Annotated in this window: 16 protein-coding genes; 5 read left to right on the forward strand and 11 right to left on the reverse strand. The window is 58.3% G+C overall.

The features are described from left to right. Nucleotides 1–49 precede the first annotated feature (49 nt). From BLQ41_RS09350 to BLQ41_RS09360, 3 genes are read right to left on the reverse strand one after another with little or no spacing between them, the layout of a single operon-like run. On the reverse strand, nt 50–1,483 hold the full coding sequence (locus tag BLQ41_RS09350) for an efflux transporter outer membrane subunit (RefSeq protein WP_090179834.1): 1,434 nt from the start codon (nt 1,481–1,483) through the stop codon (nt 50–52). A gap of 1 nt (nt 1,484) precedes the next feature. Beyond that, nucleotides 1,485–4,694 (reverse strand): efflux RND transporter permease subunit, encoded by a 3,210-nt coding sequence (locus BLQ41_RS09355; protein WP_090179838.1) that lies wholly within the window; start codon nt 4,692–4,694, stop codon nt 1,485–1,487. Then, complete coding sequence (locus tag BLQ41_RS09360) at nt 4,691–5,896, reverse strand: efflux RND transporter periplasmic adaptor subunit (RefSeq protein ID WP_456239010.1); 1,206 nt, start codon at nt 5,894–5,896, stop codon at nt 4,691–4,693. The genes BLQ41_RS09355 and BLQ41_RS09360 overlap by 4 nt, the downstream gene beginning before the upstream one ends. A 564-nt stretch (nt 5,897–6,460) precedes the next feature. Between BLQ41_RS09360 and BLQ41_RS09365 the strand changes: the two genes are divergently transcribed. The 3 genes from BLQ41_RS09365 (at nt 6,461) to BLQ41_RS09375 (ending at nt 7,893) form a co-directional block, all read left to right on the forward strand. Then, nucleotides 6,461–6,928 (forward strand): FAD/FMN-containing dehydrogenase, encoded by a 468-nt coding sequence (locus BLQ41_RS09365; protein ID WP_090188437.1) that lies wholly within the window; start codon nt 6,461–6,463, stop codon nt 6,926–6,928. Continuing rightward, on the forward strand, nt 6,925–7,614 hold the full coding sequence (locus BLQ41_RS09370) for an energy-coupling factor ABC transporter permease (protein WP_090179845.1): 690 nt from the start codon (nt 6,925–6,927) through the stop codon (nt 7,612–7,614). The genes BLQ41_RS09365 and BLQ41_RS09370 overlap by 4 nt, the downstream gene beginning before the upstream one ends. 63 nt (nt 7,615–7,677) lie before the next feature. Beyond that, nucleotides 7,678–7,893 (forward strand): hypothetical protein, encoded by a 216-nt coding sequence (locus BLQ41_RS09375; protein ID WP_090179849.1) that lies wholly within the window; start codon nt 7,678–7,680, stop codon nt 7,891–7,893. A 3-nt stretch (nt 7,894–7,896) separates the two neighbouring features. On the opposite strand, the gene yacG is transcribed toward BLQ41_RS09375, so the two are convergent. The 5 genes from yacG to pilB are packed head-to-tail and all read right to left on the reverse strand — an operon-like array spanning nt 7,897 to nt 12,508. After that, nucleotides 7,897–8,097 (reverse strand): DNA gyrase inhibitor YacG, encoded by a 201-nt coding sequence (gene yacG / locus BLQ41_RS09380; RefSeq protein WP_046049370.1) that lies wholly within the window; start codon nt 8,095–8,097, stop codon nt 7,897–7,899. Continuing rightward, complete coding sequence (gene coaE, locus BLQ41_RS09385; RefSeq protein WP_090179852.1) at nt 8,094–8,717, reverse strand: dephospho-CoA kinase; 624 nt, start codon at nt 8,715–8,717, stop codon at nt 8,094–8,096. The genes yacG and coaE overlap by 4 nt, the downstream gene beginning before the upstream one ends. Next, nucleotides 8,714–9,586 (reverse strand): prepilin peptidase, encoded by an 873-nt coding sequence (locus tag BLQ41_RS09390; RefSeq protein WP_090179855.1) that lies wholly within the window; start codon nt 9,584–9,586, stop codon nt 8,714–8,716. The genes coaE and BLQ41_RS09390 overlap by 4 nt, the downstream gene beginning before the upstream one ends. 1 nt (nt 9,587) lies before the next feature. Then, nucleotides 9,588–10,805, reverse strand: coding sequence for a type II secretion system F family protein (locus BLQ41_RS09395; RefSeq protein WP_090179857.1), 1,218 nt, complete (start codon nt 10,803–10,805; stop codon nt 9,588–9,590). A 2-nt stretch (nt 10,806–10,807) separates the two neighbouring features. Next, nucleotides 10,808–12,508, reverse strand: coding sequence for a type IV-A pilus assembly ATPase PilB (pilB, locus tag BLQ41_RS09400; protein ID WP_090179860.1), 1,701 nt, complete (start codon nt 12,506–12,508; stop codon nt 10,808–10,810). A 225-nt stretch (nt 12,509–12,733) separates the two neighbouring features. On the opposite strand from pilB, the gene BLQ41_RS09405 reads away from it, so the two are divergent. Together BLQ41_RS09405 and BLQ41_RS09415 are read left to right on the forward strand one after the other, a co-directional pair. After that, nucleotides 12,734–13,150 (forward strand): pilin, encoded by a 417-nt coding sequence (locus tag BLQ41_RS09405; RefSeq protein ID WP_090179862.1) that lies wholly within the window; start codon nt 12,734–12,736, stop codon nt 13,148–13,150. Between the two features lie 939 nt (nt 13,151–14,089). Continuing rightward, a complete protein-coding gene (locus tag BLQ41_RS09415; RefSeq protein ID WP_090179867.1) occupies nt 14,090–14,443 on the forward strand; it encodes a BON domain-containing protein in 354 nt (117 codons plus the stop codon). A gap of 268 nt (nt 14,444–14,711) precedes the next feature. Here BLQ41_RS09415 and BLQ41_RS09420 read toward each other — a convergent pair whose 3' ends face one another. From BLQ41_RS09420 to BLQ41_RS09430, 3 genes are read right to left on the reverse strand one after another with little or no spacing between them, the layout of a single operon-like run. Beyond that, nucleotides 14,712–15,014 carry a DUF2845 domain-containing protein gene (locus BLQ41_RS09420; protein WP_090188440.1) on the reverse strand — a complete coding sequence of 101 codons (303 nt, stop codon included), beginning with the start codon at nt 15,012–15,014 and terminating at the stop codon, nt 14,712–14,714. Beyond that, entirely contained in the window at nt 15,014–18,001 is a 2,988-nt protein-coding gene (locus BLQ41_RS09425; protein ID WP_456239011.1) for a DUF748 domain-containing protein, read from the reverse strand. Before BLQ41_RS09425 ends, BLQ41_RS09420 begins: the two co-directional genes overlap by 1 nt. A 59-nt stretch (nt 18,002–18,060) precedes the next feature. After that, nucleotides 18,061–19,077: a class I SAM-dependent rRNA methyltransferase gene (locus BLQ41_RS09430; RefSeq protein WP_090179872.1), complete on the reverse strand. Its 1,017-nt coding sequence runs from the start codon at nt 19,075–19,077 to the stop codon at nt 18,061–18,063. Nucleotides 19,078–19,133: the final 56 nt, after the last annotated feature.

Genomic DNA, 19,133 nt, shown 5'->3' on the forward strand with positions numbered 1-19,133 from the left:
CCGGGCCACGGTTTCAATAAGCTCATTGAGCAATCTACCGGTTGCCTGATCACGGTTTCTGCTGGGCGGCGGTTGCCGTCAGACTGTCCGCCTGACTCACCCAGCCTCCGCCGGTTGCCTTGTACAGATCAATCATGTTGGTGAACACCGAGCCGCGGGTGCGGGTGTAGTACAGCTCTGCGTCAAACAGGCTGCGCTCGGCGTCCAGCACTTCGATGTAGCTGGTGTAGCCGTTTTCGTAGCGCTGCCGTGCGTAATGGGCATAAGTGCGCAGTGCGTCGACTTGCCTTGCCTGGTAATTCATCTGCTCTTTGGATTTGCTCGACGCGACCAAGGCATTTTCAACGTCCCTGAACGCCGATTGAATTGCCTGCTGGTACGTCAACAGCGCTTGTTTCTGGAAGGCTTCAGCTTGTTGTACCTGGCCGGCGATGCCGCCGGCAGTGAAGATCGGCATGCTTGCCGCAACCCCGTATGACCAGGTGGAGGCCGGCCCGGTGAACAGGTTCGACAGTTGGTTGCTGGCCGACCCTAGCAGCCCGGTCAGGGATATAGTCGGGAAATACTGGGCCTTTGCCGCGCCGATCTGCGCATTTGCCGAGATAAGATTCAGCTCTGCCTGACGCAAATCAGGTCGCCGCTCAAGCAAGTCAGATGGTAAGCCGGCCGGCACCGTTGGCAGATTCAGTTGGGTCAGGTCGCGCCCGCGAATGATCGGCCCCGGGTTGCGCCCTAGTAGTACGGCCAGGGCGTTTTCCTGTTGCGCGACCAAGGGTTCGAATTGCGCAACAGACGCCCGGGTTCGCTCGTACTCGGATTGGTTTTGTGCCAATTCCATTTCAGAAATGGTGCCGGCACCAAAGCGTAGTTTGAATATTTCATAAGAATCGCCGCGCACCTTGGCGGTCGTGCGGGCGATCTCCAGCTCCCGGTCGAGATCGCGCAGCGTCACGTAACTCGACGCTACCGACGCCACCAGGCTCAATATGACGCTTCGACGGCCTTCTTCCGAAGCGAGCAGATCGGCACGGGCGGATTCGTCGAGGCGGCGCAAACGGCCCCAGATATCCAGTTCCCAGTTCACACTGAGAATGGCCTGATAGTTGTTGAACACCGGATCCACCGTTGGGTCCAGCGGCACCGGGCCGTTGTCTCGCTGCGATCGGTTCCGTTGCGCCTGGGTACCCAGCCCGACTTGTGGAAACAACAGGGAACGGGTTTGCCCGTAACGGCCCTGGAACTCCTCCACTCGCGCGGCGGCAATCTTGATGTCTTTGTTTTCGAGCAACGCGATGCGGATCAGGTCATTCAGGACCGGGTCCTGGAACTGCTCCCACCACAACGTGTTCGACAGATTCTTTGCTTCCTTGTCCGCGTAACGGTAGGCCGCGGGGGTGTCGATTTTCGGGGGCTGATAGTCAGGCCCCACCATGCAACCCGCCAGGCACAGATACAGCAGCAGAGGGACGGTGGGCTTGCGCATCTCAATCCCCCTCATGTCTGTTTTGCGCCGCACCATCGGGAATATGCGCAGCCTGCGGCGGTGCAGCCGGCCTGACAGTCTTTTGCTCGGCGTCCTTTTCCCCGAACATTCTTTCAATCAAGTAATAGAAGAGAGGGATGAAGAAGATCGCAATCACCGTCGCCGCCAGCATGCCGCCAATCACCCCGGTGCCGATGGAGTGACGGCTGTTCTCGGAGGCGCCGACAGCAATGGCCAGCGGAACGCAGCCGAGGATGAACGCCAGGGACGTCATCACGATAGGGCGCAGACGTTCCCTTGCGGCAGTCATGGCGGCGTCGTAGGCAGACATGCCGGTTTCCCGGTTCAGCACCGCAAACTCGAAAATCAGAATGGCGTTCTTCGCCGCCAGCGCCACCAGCATGGTCAAGCCGATCTGGAAGTAGACGTCGTTGCTCAAGCCCCGAATCAGGACGGCGAGCAACGCGCCGAACAATGCAAATGGCACCGCCAGCAGCACACCCACTGGCAGCGACCATTTTTCGTACTGCGCCGCGAGAATCAGGAACACCATCACCAGACCAAAAATGAACACCTGGGAGGAAGCACCGCCGCTCTTTTTCTCCTCGAACGCCTCGCCGCTCAAGGCCAGCGCGTAGTCGTTGGTCATGATTTGCGCGCTGACTTCTTCCAGGGCGTTGAGCGCCTGGCCGGAGCTGTAGCCGGGGGCCGGATTCGCCGTGAGTTTGACCGCCGGGAAGTTATTGAAACGGGTCAGCAGGTCGGGGCCGGTGACGTAACGGGTGGTCAGTAAGGCTTTGAGCGGCACCATGTCATGGTTTTTGCTGCGCACGAAGATCTCGCGCAGGTCCTCGGCCTTCAAACGATAAGCCGGTTCGGCCTGCAAGATTACCTGCCACAGGCGACTGAACTTGTTGAATTGCGAAACGTACAGCGAGCCGAACATGGTCTGCATGGCGCTGTAGACATCTTCGACGGGGACCCCCAGGGATTCCGCTTTTTCGCGGTCGACGTCGACCATCAGTTGGCGGGAAAACACGTTGAAGGTGGAGGTGATGGCGCCCAGTTCCGGACGCTCCTTGGCCTTCGCCACCAGATTAGCGACCATTTCCGCCAGTTGATCGATGCTGGCGTCGCCCTTGCTCTGAATCCAGACCTCCATCCCGCCGGTGGTACCGAGGCCGGGAATCGACGGTGGGTTGACCGGCAGAATGATCCCGCCCTGAACCGTGGAAAACGCACGGGCGGCTTTCTGAATCACTGCCGGGGCGCTTTGTTCCTTGATGGTTTGCGAGTCCTTGTAGCGCCCTTCGAAATCCTTGAAGCCGACGAAAAACGCACCGGCATTGTTCTTGTTCTGGCCGTCGAGCAGGCTGTAGCCGTTAACAATCGCGACGCCTTCGACGGCGGCGTCGTTCATGAAGAAGTCACTGGCCACTTTGCCCACGTCACCGGTGCGATCCAGGCTGGCGGCGTCGGGCATGATCACCGCGCCGAGCAAGTAGCCCTGATCTTCCGGTGGCAGAAACGCACTGGGAATGCGCTGCCCCATCAACAGGATCAGCACAATCATCCCGGCGAAGAGCAGCAACGCCAACACGAAGCGCTTGATCATGAATGCTACCGCGCTTGAGTAGCCATTGGTCATGCGCTCGAAGTTGCGTTCGAACCAGCGGAAAAATGCGTTCTTGTCGCCGTGCTGTGGTTTGAGTAGCAGGGCGGCCAGGGCGGGGGAGAGGGTCAGTGCGACCAGACCGGAAATCACCACGGAAATGGCGATGGTGATCGCGAACTGTTTGTACAGCTGGCCGGTGATACCGCCCATGAAGGCCACTGGAATGAACACCGCGCACAGCACCAGCACGATGGCCACCACGGGACCTGCCACTTCATCCATCGCCCGTTTCGCCGCGTCCTTGGGCGTCATCTTGTGCACATGCATGTTGCGTTCGACGTTTTCGATCACCACGATCGCGTCGTCCACCACGATACCGATCGCCAACACCATGCCGAACAGCGTCAGCATATTCACCGAAAACCCGAGGGCCGACATGCCGATGAACGTGCCGACAATAGACACCGGCACCGCCAGCACCGGAATGAGCGTGGCACGCAGGCTTTGCAGGAAGATGTAAACCACGATGACCACCAGCACCAGGGCTTCGAAGAAGGTGCGGATCACCTCGGTAATCGAAGCGCGGGTAAAGTCCGTGGTGTCCATCACGATCTTGTATTCGATGCCCTCGGGAAACGTGGACTTCATATCTGACAAGGTTTTGGTCACTGCCGTGGAAACGTCGAGGGCGTTGGCACCGGGTTGCTGATACACGGCAATCAATGTCGCCGGCCGGCCCTGATAGGTGCTGCGCAGGGAATAGTCCTTTTGCCCCAGCTCGGCGCGTCCGACGTCCTTGAGCCGAACGATGGCCGCGCCATTGTTGTTGGCCCGCAAGATAATGTTCTCGAATTCCGAAGGCTCGGTCAGACGTCCCTTGGTGGTCACGGCAAAAGACTGCTCGACAGCTTGCCCCGTTGGCGACTGACCGACCCGGCCCACAGCGAACTGCTGGTTCTGATTGGCGACGGCTCTTTGCACGTCGGCGGCGGTGATGCCCAACTGGGCCATGCGGTCAGGCTTGAGCCAGATCCGCATGGCATAGTCGGGCGTGCCGAAGATGCTGGCCTGGTTCGCCCCCGGAATCCGCTTGATCGCATCGAGGATATAGAGGTTGGCGTAGTTGGCGACGTAGGTGCTGTCGTAGCGGTCGCCGGCGGAGTACACGGCAAGCACCATCATGAACGCCGAGGATTTTTTCTGCACCTGGATGCCCTGGCTCTGCACGGCGGAGGGCAACTGCGGCAAGGCCAGATTGACCCGGTTCTGCACATCGACCTGGGCCAGTGAAGGATCGGTGCCGATCTCGAAGAAAACGTTGAGGGTCATGTTGCCCGTCGCCGAGCTCGACGAGTTCATGTAGATCATGTTGTCGGCGCCGTTGACCTGCTGCTCGATGGGCGCGGCCACGTTGTTGGCCACGACCTGTGCATCTGCGCCGGGGTACGTCGCTGCCACCGTAATCTGCGGAGGCGTGATGTCCGGGTACTGCGCAACGGGTAGTTTGAGCATGGCCACTGCACCGGCCAGGGTGATGATGATGGAGATCACCGAGGCGAAGATCGGCCGGTCGATGCAATAGTGGGAAATGCTCATTGGCGTTCCCCGCCATTGGCTTTTGCCGGTTTCTCATTGGCTGCGTTCGTGGAGGCGGCGCCAGGGGTATCGACGATGTTCAATGGCCCGCCCGGCGTGACCCTGATCGCGCCGTCGACGACGATGCGCTCGCCTGCCCGCAAGCCCTTGCTGATGAACCAGTTGTCGCCTTGCCAGTCGCCCACTTCGACCACCCGTTGCTCGGGTTTGCCTTCGGCGTTGAGGACCCAGACGAAGTGGCTCTTGGCTCCTTCCAGTACCGCCTTTTGTGGCACAAGAATGGCGTTGGGCCGGGAGGCGCCTTTGGCCAGCGCCCGTACAAACTGACCGGGACGGAGCAGGCCGTTCGGGTTGGCGAGTACAGCCCGAACCAGGAAAGTGCCGGTGTCCTGGCTGTAGGAAGGCGCCAGAAAATTCACCTTGCCACTGTTGGGCACCACGGTGCCGTCAGCCAGGACCACTTCAACGATAAATTCGCTGCGTGGCGGGAAAATCAGATGCCCGGCGGCGATCTCGTCGCGGTACTTCAGGGTTTCGTTTTCCGAGAGGCTGAAGTTGACGTACATCGGGTCCATCTGTGACACGGACGTCAGCAGCCCCGACTCACCTGGCGTCACATAACTGCCTTCCTGTTTTTTGGCATAGCTTGAAAGCCCTGTGAGGGGAGAGGTGATGGTGGTGTAACTGAGGTTCAACTGCTCGGTGCGCACATTACCCTCTGCGGCCAATACGGCGGCACGGGTCTCGCGCTCGTTGCCGACGGCATTGTCCAGGTCCATCTTGCTGACCGCATTCTGCGCCGCCAGTGGGCGGACTCGAGCCAGCGTCGACTTGGCCACTTCCCAACGGGCCTGTTGCTGGGCCAGTTGACCTTGAGCCGACACCAACGCGGCCTCAAAGGGTTTACGGTCCATCTGGAACAGCGTCTGTCCGGCCTTCACCAGATCACCTTCGGTGTACAGCCGCCTATCCAGGAATCCGGCCACGCGAGCACGTATTTCCACCTCGCGGGAGCTCTGGGTCTGGGCGACAAATTCGAAGGTTACGGGTGTATCGCGGGCGGTGACTGTCATGACTGTCACCTCAGGTGGCTTGCGTGCCGGTGAAACCGGTTCTTTGCCGCAGCCGTAAAGCAAGCTCAACGCCCCTAAGACAAGGGCAAATGAAAAGCTTGCAGGCTGTCTGGCATTATTGATATTCACGCCTGCGCCCCTCCCATGCCCGTATAGGTTATTCGAATGGATACGTAGGCATTTCTTATAAAGTAGCCACTTCTTATTAAAAAGCTAACACCCGTAGTAGGTGGCATTTCTGACAAATATCAAATGTACGCAAGGGGAAAACCGAGCGACCCGTTACAGCGATAAACACTACTTGCCAGGCCATGCGGCCCAGGCGAGTCGATGAATCGGCGAGTTTCGAAAACGAAGAGAGATCACTTGGCTGACACATCAGCAATATTTCGAATTGCGTTCAAATTGATCAACGCTTATAGCCAGATGCTCGGAGTAAAACGATGAAGTTGGATGCGCGACGTATAGTTGATTTAAGGCAAATCACGACGCCCGCCGCATTTCCATACTGAGTCCATTCCCGGGTTGCCCTGCCCAGCGGCTTATCGCCCGACGTACAACAGTCTTTATTCTTCAAGTATCAATATGCGAAAAGCACAAAGCGTTTATCAGTAAAGGGCGTTACTGGGCAGCCAGAGCGGGCGGTGTAGACTGAGGGCCATAAAGCACAAGCGATTCAACAAGGGGATGAACGTGAAATATTGGCCAGTGTTGCTGCTCAGTCTTCTGCCTTTGTGGGCCCAGGCGCTGGAGGTCGGCGAGCGACTGGCGCCGTGGACCTTGCTCGATCAGTTCGATCAGGCCTACACCCTCGATAACCAGGTTCAGACGCTGCTGGTGGCGCGAAGCATGGAGGCGGCCAAACTGGTCGACGCTGCGCTGCAAGGTCAGCCCAAGGGCTATCTGGAGGCGCGGCACACGGTCTTTTTGGCGGACATCCAGCGCATGCCGCGGCTGATCGCAAAGATGTTCGCCGTTCCGCACATGCGCGATTATTCGTACCGGATCATGCTCGACCGTGACGGCCGTGTCGCGCCGCGTTACCCCGGCGCGCAAGATAAAGTGCTGTGGTTACAAATCAAGGACGGTCAATTGGTCGCGCAGCACGAATACGCCACGGCCGAGCAATTGCGCGAGGCGCTGGAGAAGGCCCGGCCATGATCGGTGCCGAGCTGCTGTCACCGCAAACCCTGACGGTCGGCTGGTTGGTGTATGTGCCCGTGCTGCTCTGGGCCATCTGCCGTGCGCCCTGGGTTGAGCTGTTCAGTGACAGCCGCCGTCAGCATTTGCTGTTCGGTACGGTGTTCGCGCTGTTTATGTTGTGGCTGGTACGCCGTGATTTCGACACGGGTGTGTCTTACCACTTCATCGGCATGACGGCGGTGACCTTACTGCTGGATTGGCCGCTGGCGATCATCGGCGGGTTGGTGGCGCAAACAGGGTTAGTGTTGCTCGGGCGTCAGGACCTGGCAGCTGTCGGAGTCAATGGCGCTCTGTTCATTTTGCTGCCGGTGCTGGTCACGGAGTGCTGTGCGATCCTCGTGGAGCGAGCGCAGCCGCGAAATCCCTTTGTGTATATCTTCGTTTCCGGTTTTTTTGCGGCAGCATTATCGGCGCTGTTGTGTCTTCTGCTGGCGCTGACGTTGCTGTGGTTTGACGAACGTTTTGCCATGCCCTATTGGCTCGAAGATTTTGTCGGCTATCTGTGGTTGCTGATTTTCCCGGAAGCATTTATCAACGGAATGATTGTCAGCGCGCTGGTGGTGTTCAGTCCGGAATGGCTGGAAACGTTCAATCGCACCCGCTACCTCTCGGCGCCCTGGAAAGACGACGATCCCAAGTCTTGACCCACATCAAATCCATAAAGCGCTGCTGCTTTCATGCTCTGCAAAACCTTCAGGAGCATTGAAATGAGTGTCTACGAATGGGCAAGGCAAGAGGTGCGTCAAAGTCTGGATGCGGCGCAGGAAGTGGGGTTCGATCCGGGGCTGAGCCTGCGCGCCTTGCTCAGTGCAGTGGTGCAGCAAAGCAAGGCGGTGCGCAGTTTCGAAGACCTGGCCGATGAGTTGCGTTTTCTGGCGGAAAACCTCGATGACAGCCAAGAGTACGGATTTATGAGGCCTTGAGGCTCAGTGACGTGGCTCGAAGTCTTCGCTGAACAGATCGTCTTCGGCATCCGGGCTGACCGGAATCTTGTGTTCTTCCGATGCCCATGCACCGAGGTCGATCAGCTTGCAGCGATCCGAACAGAATGGCCGGAATTTGCTTTCGGGACTCCATTCAACAGGGGCGCCGCAGGTTGGACAATCGACGGTTGGGATCTGGCTCATGACTGGCCTCCACGCAAAGTAAGGTAAAAGTGATGCAGGCGTTCGACCTCGCTGTGCAGCCAGGCGAGGTCGCTGTCGTTGACCACCACATCGTCGGCATGGCTCAAGCGGTCCTGGCGGCTGGACTGGGCCTTGAGGATCGCCTGGACCTGTTGCTCGTTCGTCTGGTCGCGCTGCAGGGTGCGTTGGATCTGTAGCTGTTCCGGTGCATCGATCACCAGGACCCGCTGGGTCATGGCGTACTGCCCGGACTCGATCAGCAACGGCGAAACCAGAATCGCGTAAGGCGATTGTGCCTTGGCCAGATGATCAGCGATTTCCTTGGCGATCAGCGGATGCAGCAACGCCTCAAGCCAACGGCGTTCCTCGGGCACCTCGAAGATCAGTTTGCGCAGCGCCGCGCGATCCAGTTGCCCATCGGCTTGCAATACGCCGGTGCCGAAATGTTCAGCGATGCTGGCCAGCGCCGGGCGACCCGGTTCCACCACCCAGCGCGCCGCGTGGTCGGCATCGACAACGTGCACACCCAGGTCGATGAAGTGCTGGGCCGCCGCACTTTTGCCGCTGCCGATGCCGCCGGTCAAGCCAAGAATCCAGGGTTTTTCCACAGGGGTATTCATTTCAAACCGACAAACTGCCAATAGAAGTCGGTTATTTGACCACCCCAGAGCAAGGCAATCCAGCCGGCAATTGCCAGAAAGGGGCCGAAGGGTATCGGTGTCGAGGTTTTCGCCTGGCGCACGCGCAGCAGAATCACCCCGATAACGGCCCCCACCAGTGATGACAATAGGAGCGTCAACGGCAACATCTGCCAGCCACCCCAAGCGCCGAGCATCGCCAGTAACTTGAAATCCCCTTGGCCGATGCCGTCCTTGCCGGTGATCAGCTTGAACAGCCAGAACACCGACCACAACGTCAGGTAACCGGCTACCGCGCCCCACAAGGCTTCATGCAGGGACACGAAGAGCCCGAAGCTGTTGACGATCAATCCCAGCCATAGCAGCGGCAACACCAGCACATCCGGCAGCAGTTGGTGCTCGGCATCGATCAGGCTCATCGCCAGCAGGCCCCAGGTCAGGACCATCACCAGGCAGGCTGGCCAGCCGAAACCGAAATGCCAGGCGATAAACGCCGAGAGCAGGCCGCAGGCCAGTTCGGTCAGCGGATAGCGCTTGCTGATCGGTGCTGCACAGCTTGAGCATCGCCCTCGCAAAAAAACATAACTGAGCAGCGGAATGTTTTCCCACGCGCGAATGCGATGGTTGCAATGCGGGCATTGGGAATGCGGCAGCATCAGGTTGTAGGTCGGGCCGGGCGCTTCCTGGGGCACGCCCAGCACGTCACGGGCTTGCAGCCGCCATTCGCGGTCGAGCATTTTCGGCAGGCGCCAGACCAGCACATTGAGGAAGCTGCCCATCAGCAGACCAACCGCCAATGCGATGACCACGAACACCAGCGGGTAGAAGGTCAGAATATCGTTCAAGGGCATGTCAGATCGCTGAGCCGAGTTGGAAGATGGGCAGGTACATCGCGACGACCAGACCACCGACGACAACACCCAGCACCACCATGATGAACGGTTCCATCAGGCTGGTCAGGTTGTCGACCATGTTGTCCACTTCGTCCTCATAGAAGCTCGCGACCTTGTCCAGCATGTCGTCGAGCGCACCGGATTCTTCACCAATCGCGGTCAGCTGAATGGCCATGCTGGGGAAAATGCCGGAAGTGCGCATGGAAAAATTCAACTGCATGCCGGTCGACACGTCCTGTTTGATCCGCAGGACCGCTCGCTTGAACACGATGTTGCCGGTAGCCCCAGCCACTGACTCCAGAGCCTCGACCAGCGGCACGCCGGCGGCGAAGGTGGTCGACAGCGTGCGGGCGTAGCGGGCAACGGCAGACTTGTACATGAGCGTGCCAATCAATGGCAGCTTCAGCAGCCAGGTGTCCATTCTGTCCCGAAAGGCCTCGGACGTCTTGAAGGCGCGGCGAACACCGAATACGGTTGCGATCAGCACGCCGAGCATCGCCCACCACCATGCTTGCATGAACTCTGACAGCCTGATGACCATGACCGTGAAGGCCGGTAACTCGGCGCCAAAGCCTTTGAATACGGATTCGAACTGCGGCACCACTTTGACCAGCAGAATGCCGGTGACGATGATCGCCACAAACACCACCGCCAGCGGGTAGGTCATGGCTTTCTTGATCTTGGCCTTGAGGCTTTCGCTCTTTTCCTTATAGGTCGCCACCCGCTCCAGCAGGGTATCCAGAGCGCCTGCCTGCTCTCCGGCATCGACGAGGTTGCAGTAGAGCTCATCGAAATACTGCGGCTTTTTACGCAAGGACGCCGCGAAGCTGTTACCGGCGGCGACTTCCTGTTTCACCTCGTCCACCAGTTTGCGCATGGCCGGGTTATCGAAACCTTCACCAATGATGTCGAACGACTGCAGCAACGGCACACCGGCTTTCATCATGGTCGCCATCTGCCGGGTAAACAGGGCGATTTCCTGAGCCTTGATACGGTTGCCGAAACTGAAGATCGAGGCGGATTTCTTGCGCACCTTTCCAGGGTTAATGCCCTGCTTGCGCAATTGGGCCTTGATCAACGCGGGGTTCTGACCGCTCAACTCGCCGGTCATCCTGGTGCCTTTCCTGTCCGTGCCCTCCCAGGCGTAGACGCTGATTTTTGGTGCTTTGACCGCCATGTTCAGTCCTTGGTGACCCGATTGATTTCTTCAAGACTGGTGACGCCTTGCATGGCCTTGATCAGGCCGGAAGTGCGCAGGTCGTTGAAACCGTCCTTGCGCATCTGGATATCGATTTCCAGCGAGTTGCCTTCGGCCATGATCAGGCGTTGCAGGTCCGGGGTGTTCTTCACCACTTCGTAAATCCCCACCCGGCCTTTGTAGCCGCCGTTGCACTGGTCGCAACCGACCGGTTCATAGATCGTGAACGAGCCGATGCGTTCCTCGGGGAAACCTTCCTTGAGCAGCGCCTCACGGGGAATCTCGATGGGTTTCTTGCAATGGCTGCACAGTTTGCGTGCCAGCCGCTGGGCAATGATCAGGGTCACCGAAGTGGCGATGTTGAAACCCTGAATACCCATGTTGTGCAAGCGGGTCAGGGTTTCGGCGGCGCTGTTGGTGTGCAGGGTGGAAAGCACCATGTGCCCGGTCTGAGCAGCCTTGATGGCAATTTCAGCGGTTTCGAGGTCGCGGATCTCGCCGACCATGATGACGTCCGGGTCCTGACGCAGAAACGAACGCAGGGCCTGGGCGAAATCCAGTCCCTGCTTGGGATTGACGTTGACCTGGTTGATGCCCTCCATGTTGATCTCGACCGGGTCTTCGGCGGTGGAAATGTTGATGTCCACGGTGTTGAGGATATTCAGGCCGGTGTAGAGCGATACCGTTTTGCCCGAGCCGGTGGGACCCGTGACCAGGATCATCCCCTGTGGCTGCTTCAGCGCGGCCATGTACAGATCTTTCTGCTCGGGTTCATAGCCGAGGGCGTCGATGCCCATTTGCGCGCTGGACGGGTCGAGGATCCGGATTACCACCTTCTCGCCCCACAGGGTCGGCAGAGTATTGACGCGGAAGTCGATGGACTTGGTCTTGGACAAGCGCATCTTGATCCGCCCGTCCTGGGGTTTGCGCCGCTCGGAGATGTCGAGGCTGGCCATGACTTTCAACCGCGCCGCAATTCGACTGGCCAGTTGAATCGGCGGCTTGGCGACTTCGCGCAGCATGCCGTCGGTGCGCATCCGCACCCGGTAGGATTTTTCGTAGGGCTCGAAATGCAAATCGGAAGAGCCGCTTTTGATCGCGTCGAGCAGCATCTTGTGAACGAAGCGCACCACCGGAGCGTCATCGGCATCCTGACCTGCGATGGAGTCCCTTCTGTTGTCTTCGGCTGACTCGATGTCCACGCCGTCAAGGTCAACATCCGCCATGTCCTCGAGGCCGGTGGAATGGTTGTCGAAGAATTTTTCGATGGCGTCGACGAGCTTGTCGTCCTCCACCAGAATGGCTTCGGTGGTTAACCCGGTGCTGAACTGAATGTCATTGATGGCTTGTTGATTGGTCGGATCGGAAACGCCGACGAACAGTTTGTTGCCGCGCCGCCAGAGGGGCAGGACGTGATGCTGACGAACCAGCTTTTCGCTTACCAGTCCTCTGGGTTGGGTTTCCTTGTCCAGGCAGTTGAGGTCGAGCAGCGCCATGCCGAAGTGCTCGCAGGCGATTTCGGCCACCTGCTGGCTCTTCACCAGTTTGTTCTGCACCAGGTAATTGACCAGTGAGATTTTGCTGCGTTGAGCTTGCTGATACGCCTGTTGCGCGCTTTGTTCAGTGAGCAGCTCGGCCAGGACCAATTGCTTGGCCAGACCGCTAAGGGCGATGTCATTCATTGGGATACCGGACGCAGACAGTTCATGACTTATAGCCTAGTCAACGAGCTGAGCCAAACCAGGTGCGTTCAGGTGACAAAAAGTGTCAGATAGTGCGGTTACTGGGGGTAGGGAAGAGCTGTTTATGGCGCGTGTGCCCTGTCAGCAAGGGGCGCGGCGCTTGGCACGGGCTGTGCTGAGGCTAATTCAGGTCATGAGATTTCGACTCATGCATGGAGCTTGTCTATGAATACTCAAAAAGGTTTTACCCTGATCGAGCTGCTGATCGTGGTGGCGATCATCGGGATTCTGGCGACGTTTGCGTTGCCGCAGTATTCCAAATACCAGGCTAGGGCCAAGGTAACAGCAGGTATCGCGGAAATCTCGGCATTGAAGGTACCTTTCGAGGATGTGATTAACGGTGGTGCCGCAAATCCCGACATTACCAGTGTTAACGGTGGCATTGCGGCAACTCAAAACTGCACGCTGACCGCAGCGGGTACGGTGGCCGATGGCAAAGGCACGATTACGTGCAAGTTGCTCAACGCGCCTGCGCCAGTGTTAGGCCAGACCATCACACTGACCCGATCCGCGGCAGGTGCATGGACATGCGGGTTCACAGGTTCGAAAGATTACACAACGACCGGTTGCCCGGGTGTCTGATACTCGGCTGATTTAACCAATACCCCGCCGATCTGGCGGGGTATTTTTTTTGCCGCGTTTGAACATTTATAGCGATATCGAGAACACCCCGAAAATTCATGCCCTTTCATGATCGTTCCCATGCTCTGCGTGGGAATGCATCCCGTGACGCTCCGCGTCACCCTTGCGCAAGACTCAAGCCTGGTGTCGACAGCGGAACGCAGAGCGTCCCCGGCTGCATTCCCACGCGGAGCATGGGAACGATCAACAGCATCGCGAGCAAGCTCGCTCCCACCTAAAGCAGATCAGCGCATCGCTGTTGCTTCTCACCACTCATCAGGTCGACGTTAGCTCGCCTTTCGCTTTTGATCTTGATCTTGATCTGCCCCGTCGGAAGGCCGAACGCAGGTTCTGCGTAGTGGGCAACCCGGCATGGATGCCGGGTTAGCCGCCCCCGGCCATGGATGGCCGATGGCGGCGGGCCCACGGAGCAGGACCGGAGTGAGGGAATGCCGAGCCTAGGCGAGGCACCGTACGTCAGGGGCGCAAGCGCTTGGTTACTTGGCGCTCTTCCAAGTAACCCGCCGTCAGGGCGGAACCAATAGCCGCCGTCACCAAAAAAACGGATATGTCCCCAACCCCAACCCCAAAACTTTCTTAAGTGAACCGCATTAGCCCTGAAAAGCGCGGCTTTCTGTTGAAACAACGCCCTCGAATTTCGAAAACAAAAAAATCCCCGACAATTCATGGCCTTAGGCCCAACGCAAAACCCGCAACTTGCATGTAGAGAATCACCAAGTCATGCATTTTGCATGATTCCGAAAATCGGGCGATTTCTTAAGTTGCTGTTTTATAACGATTTATTGGCTGTCTCAAAGTTGGCACACCGTTCGCAACATACCCAGTAACCCTGCTGAGAAAGAACACAGCAGACTTTATAGAAAAACAGGAGTTACTCGTATGAAGAAGTTCGCTATCGCTGCCGCTGCTGCTACCGCGCTGACCCTGACCATGGCCAACGCAGCATTTGCACAAACCACTACCACCCAAGCCCCGATGACTCTGGCGGCGGGTGAAGTGACCAAGGCCAAGGAAGCTACTTCCGATACCTGGATCACCACCAAAGTCAAAAGCGACCTGGTAACCGAAAAAGGCATTCCTGGCACCGACATCAAAGTTGAAACCAACAAAGGTGTTGTATCGCTGTCGTCCACCGTTGCAGTGACTGACGCTCAGAAAGCTACCGCTGTAGCGATCACCAAGAAAATCAAAGGCGTCAAAGCGGTCTCCGCTGACGGCCTGAAAGCCGAGTAAGGCAGACTTCTCGCCTGAACCGGGAGAAGGCGCAGCAGGTGGGCTGAGTAATACGCCTGTTGCATCTGAAGAGTTCATGCGAAAGGCCACAAGGATGTGGTCATTACAGGCCTCCGACATTCGTGTCGGGGGCCTGTTCTATTGTGGGCGCCGCAAAATCAGTGTGGGAGCGAGCCTGCTCGCGATGGCGGTATAACAGTCAGCATCGATGGTGAATGTTATGGCCTCATCGCGAGCAGGCTCACTCCCACATGGGGTTGTGGTGTACTCAGTTTCCGCGTTTGCTGGTGATCTGTTTCAGCCGATTGCCTTCAAACCGCAGGTATTGATACATCCCGCTGTTGGGTCCGTAAGTCCATTCCTCGACTTGAAACTCTTCCCGTCGATTGGCGCTGCGCTTGTAGCCCAGCAAGTCGCGGGCAATGGGCTCACCGCACTTTTGCAGCACTTCGCTGGACCTGTCCCCCACGCTGACCAATTGACTGCCACAGCGCAATGTATCGGTCGCCCAAGCCTGGCTGGTCGCCAGTGTCAAGGTCACGCTCAGGCCCATCAGCACTCGTCTGATCATCATTCGGCGTCCAGATGCATCGGCGTCACTACACGACCATCACTTTGCGCCTCGCCAAGGTTGGCGTCGACGAAGTAGACACGGTCATCGGCCATCTGGGTCTTGTCCACCAGGAAATCCTTGATGCTGCTGGCACGTTCCTGACCGAGTTGTCGCAGCAGCACATCGCTGTTACTCCAGAACTTGATCACCTCGGCGCGCATTTTGGCGGTGCGTTCTTCCTTGCCCAGGTCCTTCCATTCGGCGGGTGGCTGGGTCTTCAGGCGTATGCGGTAGATCCCTTCCAGCAACGGGCCTTTCTCGCTGTCCGGCACTTCGACCAACGACGCCTGGGCCGGAACCTTGTCCCCGCGACGCTGGAGCATTTTGTAGTAGTTGTATTGGTATTCGCGCTCAAGCCGTTGCTCGGCAATCAGCGGACCGTCGCTGCTGGCGGCGGCAGTGCCTTCAATTTCCAGACGCAGGGCCGGGCGTTCCTTCAAGGCTTGCGACAGTTTGACCAGTGCCGCTTCGGCCTCCTTGCTCAAGTCGCTCGAACCTGGTGCGAACGACACGCTGCCCAGATCTTCGGAACCGCCGCCACTGACCAGCCCGCCAATCATTTTGAACGGCGCAGCGGCAGCCTTGACGATCAGGTTGCGCAAGGTCTGCCAGACAATCGGCATGATGCTGAACTGTGGGTTGTTCAGGTCGCCGGTCACCGGCAGCTCGATGGAAATCTTGCCGTCGACGTCCTTGAGCAAGGCAATCGCCAGTTTCAACGGCAAGCTGACGGCGTCCGGACTGTCGACTTTTTCACCCAGTTGCAGCTGCTCGACCACCACTTTGTTTTCAGCCTTGAGCTGGCCTTTGGTGATCATGTAATGCAGGTCGAGATTGAGCCGGCCCTTGCGGATGCGGTAACCGGCGAACTTGCCGGAGTAGGGCGTCAACGTGGTCAGTTCCACGCGTTTGAAACTGGTGGCGATGTCGAGGCTGGCCATTGGGTCGAACGGGTTGACCGAGCCCTTGATGGTCACAGGTGCATAGCGGTCGACCTTGCCTTTGATATCAACGCTGGCCGGTTTGGCCTGACGGCTGTCGATGGTGCCGATCTGCCCGTTGAGTTGTTGCACGGCAGTGGCGAAGTTGGGGGTCAGGCTGAAGTCGGCGAAGTTCGCCGAACCGTCATTGATGGCCACGCCGCCGATGTGGATGCCCAGAGGTTTATCTTTGCTAACGGGTTTGGCTGCTGCTGTCTTGGCAGCACCTGAATCGGCCGGTTGCGGGATCAGCAGGTCGTCGATGTTGGTGGTGCGGTCATCGTTGATCATGAAGCGCGCATACGGCTGGAACAGGTTGACCTTGTCGATCGACAGGCTGTCACCGTGCTGATAATTCAGGCCTTCGAGCACCAATTGCTGCCACTTGAGGAAGTCGCGGGTTTTCAGGGTGTCGAGGGTATGCAGTTGATCGACCTGAGCGCGACCGGTGACGTTGAATGCCAGCGGCTCGGTGCTCTTGAGGTCGACAGCCAGGTCACTGCCGAGCATGCCGCTGCGCAGTTCGAGGCGGATGAATGGGGTGATGTAGGACTGCGCGATCCGCAGATCGATGTCTTTGGTCTGCACCTTCAGCTTGGCGCTGACCGGCGCCAGATTGACCAAGCCGTCGGCCGTGAGTTTGCCTTGCTTGCCCACGCCGGTGTCGAGCTTGAGGTTGAAAGGCGAGCCGTTAAGGCTGTCGAAGTTTTGCAGGTCCAGGTTCAGCGGACCGACGTCCAATGCCACGGCAGGTTGCGCCTTGCGGTCGGCCAGATGCACCTGGTAATTGCGCAGTTGCACGTCTTTGAGCAGCACTTGCCACGGTTTGCCTGGCGCGGCGGGTTCGGCTTTCGGCGAATCGGCGGCCGCCGGCGTTTTCTTCGGCTCGGTGTTAGCTTTTACCGCCGCTTTGGACGGTTGGCTGGCGAACAGTTTTTGCCAGTCAAGTTGGCCATCGGCTTCGAGGGCGGCCCAGGTTTCCAGTTTATTGCTGCGGATCTTGCCTACCACCACTTGTTGCTTGGCCAGGTCGACGGTGGTGTCGCTGATGTCCAGGCGCTCCAGTCTCGCCAACGGCCGACCGTCCGGGGCCTTGATGGCGAAGGGCGCAACGCTGACGGTAACGTTGCTCAGCAGCAGTTGGGTTTCTTTGGACAGGTTGAGCTTGTAGTCGGTACTCAGGTTGAGGACGCCGTTTTCCAGTACCAGCGGCAAAGCATCACGGACATAGGGCCAAAAGGATTTCATCTTGCCGTCGGTGATTTTCAGCTTACCTTCGGAGGTAATCGGGATCAGGCTGAAATTGCCGGTCCAGTCGAGCTGTCCACCTCCCGGACCATTGGCCACCAGCGTCATGTTGGCACTGTCTTCGGGCAGGGTGCTGAGATTCTTCAGTTCGAAGTCGAGCTTGTCGTAAAGAAACTCAATGGGTTCACTGGGGCGTGAATCCTGAAAATGCACATTGCCGCCAGCCAGTTTGATGCGCTCGATGCGCAGCGGAAACGGCTTGGCGTTCGGGTCGACCGGGGTCGGTTCGCTGGCGGGTATTTTGAACAGGCCCAGCAGATTGAGTTTGCCGTCCTTGCCAAAGAGGATTTCGGTCTTGGGCTTGTCTATTTCGATATCGGACAGGTGCAGTGCCTTGGTCCACAGGCTGTCGATCTGCAAATTGGCGTACAGGCGCTCGAAGCCGACCTGTTCCTTGCCCGGCTCACCGATGACCAGGCCCCAAAGGGTGACTTCAAGGCTGAAGGGGTTGAGTTCGATCCGCGAAATCGTGGCGGGCATCGTGGCGTAGTTGGCCAGTTGCTGATTGGCAATCCGCAGTGCGATGCCCGGTAAAATCAGAAACCCCAGCAGGCTATAAAGGGCCAGAGCAGTCAACAAAGCGCCGATAGCGCGAATCAATCCTTTGGGCATGTGTGGCTTCGTCTGTCTGAATCGGAGTGCGTTGGAGTATGGCACGCGTTTGCGGTTCCGAAGCCATCCTGCTTTCCAGGATTAATCTGATTTTTTGCTAAATCTCAGAATTGCAGGATCAGGGTTTTCAGTGGCGGTTGTTGATCCAGCGATGGGAAATCGCCGCCGGGCTTCATCACCGTCCACTCACGCACCGGCCGGCCAGCCTTCTCTGCGCAACGCAAAACCTGTTCGCGCCAATCGTCCATGCTGACCTTTGCCAGGTTGTTGCAGCAGATCAGCACGCCATTGTCGGCGGTCGTCAGCAGGGCGGGTTTGAGCAGGCTCTGGTAGTCACGCAACAGGTCGACCGTGCCAAATGCACTCTTGGCCCAGGCGGGCGGGTCGAGCAGTACGAGGTCGTATTGACGCTGTTCAAGACGCAGGTAACTCGGCAGTTTCTGCCCACGTCGTTGACTGATCGGCAACCCGGCCAGTTGACGGATCGCCGGGAAGTAATCGGACTGAATGAATTCCATGGCCGGCAACTGCGGATTGAGCAGACCGTTTTCACGACCGACCGCCAGGTTACCCTCGGCGAAATCCAGATTGCACACTTCACGAGCGCCACCGGCCGCAGCGCTCAAGCCCACGCCGCAGGTGTAGGCGAACAGGTTGAGCACGCTTTTGTTCTGGCTGTGTTGCTTGACCCAGCCGCGAGTGTTGCGCAGATCGAGGAACAGCAACGGATCCTGGCCGGCATGACGCCCGCGCACTCGGTAATTGAGCCCCCATTCGTGGCCGACCAGATCCTGCAGCGCGGCGTCGTCGGCGCGGTAGACGATGTCTTCGCGGTCGATGCGCGAGTTGCCCCGGGAGCGATCGTTATAGATCAGCAGCGTTTCCAGGCCCAGCTGTTGATTAATCGTTTCGTGCAGCTGCAGCAGCGCGTCACGTTCCAGCGCCTGGTGAAAGCTTTGCACCAGCAATTGCGGGCCGTAGCGATCAATGGTCAGGCCACCGGCGCCTTCCTGGCTGCCGTGGAACAGGCGGTAACAGTCAGTGCCTTGCTGATGCAGTTCGGCAAGCAGGTCCTGGCGATGATCGAGGGCGGCGCGCAGCGCCTGATTCAAGGAAGACATGCTGGGCGCCTTGCAGGAGGGAATTTGGCGCGGGAGTTTAACAGTTACTGAGCTGC

This window comes from Pseudomonas arsenicoxydans, from assembly GCF_900103875.1.
Classification (GTDB): domain Bacteria; phylum Pseudomonadota; class Gammaproteobacteria; order Pseudomonadales; family Pseudomonadaceae; genus Aquipseudomonas; species Aquipseudomonas arsenicoxydans.

Excerpts from the sequence above, each read along its gene's own strand:
- BLQ41_RS09350 (WP_090179834.1), bottom strand. The coding sequence starts at position 1,483 with ATGCGCAAGCCCACCGTCCCTCTGCTGCTGTATCTGTGCCTGGCGGGT.
- BLQ41_RS09355 (WP_090179838.1), bottom strand. The coding sequence starts at position 4,694 with ATGAGCATTTCCCACTATTGCATCGACCGGCCGATCTTCGCCTCGGTG.
- BLQ41_RS09370 (WP_090179845.1), top strand. The coding sequence starts at position 6,925 with ATGATCGGTGCCGAGCTGCTGTCACCGCAAACCCTGACGGTCGGCTGG.
- BLQ41_RS09375 (WP_090179849.1), top strand. The coding sequence starts at position 7,678 with ATGAGTGTCTACGAATGGGCAAGGCAAGAGGTGCGTCAAAGTCTGGAT.
- yacG (WP_046049370.1), bottom strand. The coding sequence starts at position 8,097 with ATGAGCCAGATCCCAACCGTCGATTGTCCAACCTGCGGCGCCCCTGTT.
- coaE (WP_090179852.1), bottom strand. The coding sequence starts at position 8,717 with ATGAATACCCCTGTGGAAAAACCCTGGATTCTTGGCTTGACCGGCGGC.
- BLQ41_RS09390 (WP_090179855.1), bottom strand. The coding sequence starts at position 9,586 with ATGCCCTTGAACGATATTCTGACCTTCTACCCGCTGGTGTTCGTGGTC.
- BLQ41_RS09395 (WP_090179857.1), bottom strand. The coding sequence starts at position 10,805 with ATGGCGGTCAAAGCACCAAAAATCAGCGTCTACGCCTGGGAGGGCACG.
- pilB (WP_090179860.1), bottom strand. The coding sequence starts at position 12,508 with ATGAATGACATCGCCCTTAGCGGTCTGGCCAAGCAATTGGTCCTGGCC.
- BLQ41_RS09405 (WP_090179862.1), top strand. The coding sequence starts at position 12,734 with ATGAATACTCAAAAAGGTTTTACCCTGATCGAGCTGCTGATCGTGGTG.
- BLQ41_RS09415 (WP_090179867.1), top strand. The coding sequence starts at position 14,090 with ATGAAGAAGTTCGCTATCGCTGCCGCTGCTGCTACCGCGCTGACCCTG.
- BLQ41_RS09420 (WP_090188440.1), bottom strand. The coding sequence starts at position 15,014 with ATGATCAGACGAGTGCTGATGGGCCTGAGCGTGACCTTGACACTGGCG.
- BLQ41_RS09430 (WP_090179872.1), bottom strand. The coding sequence starts at position 19,077 with ATGTCTTCCTTGAATCAGGCGCTGCGCGCCGCCCTCGATCATCGCCAG.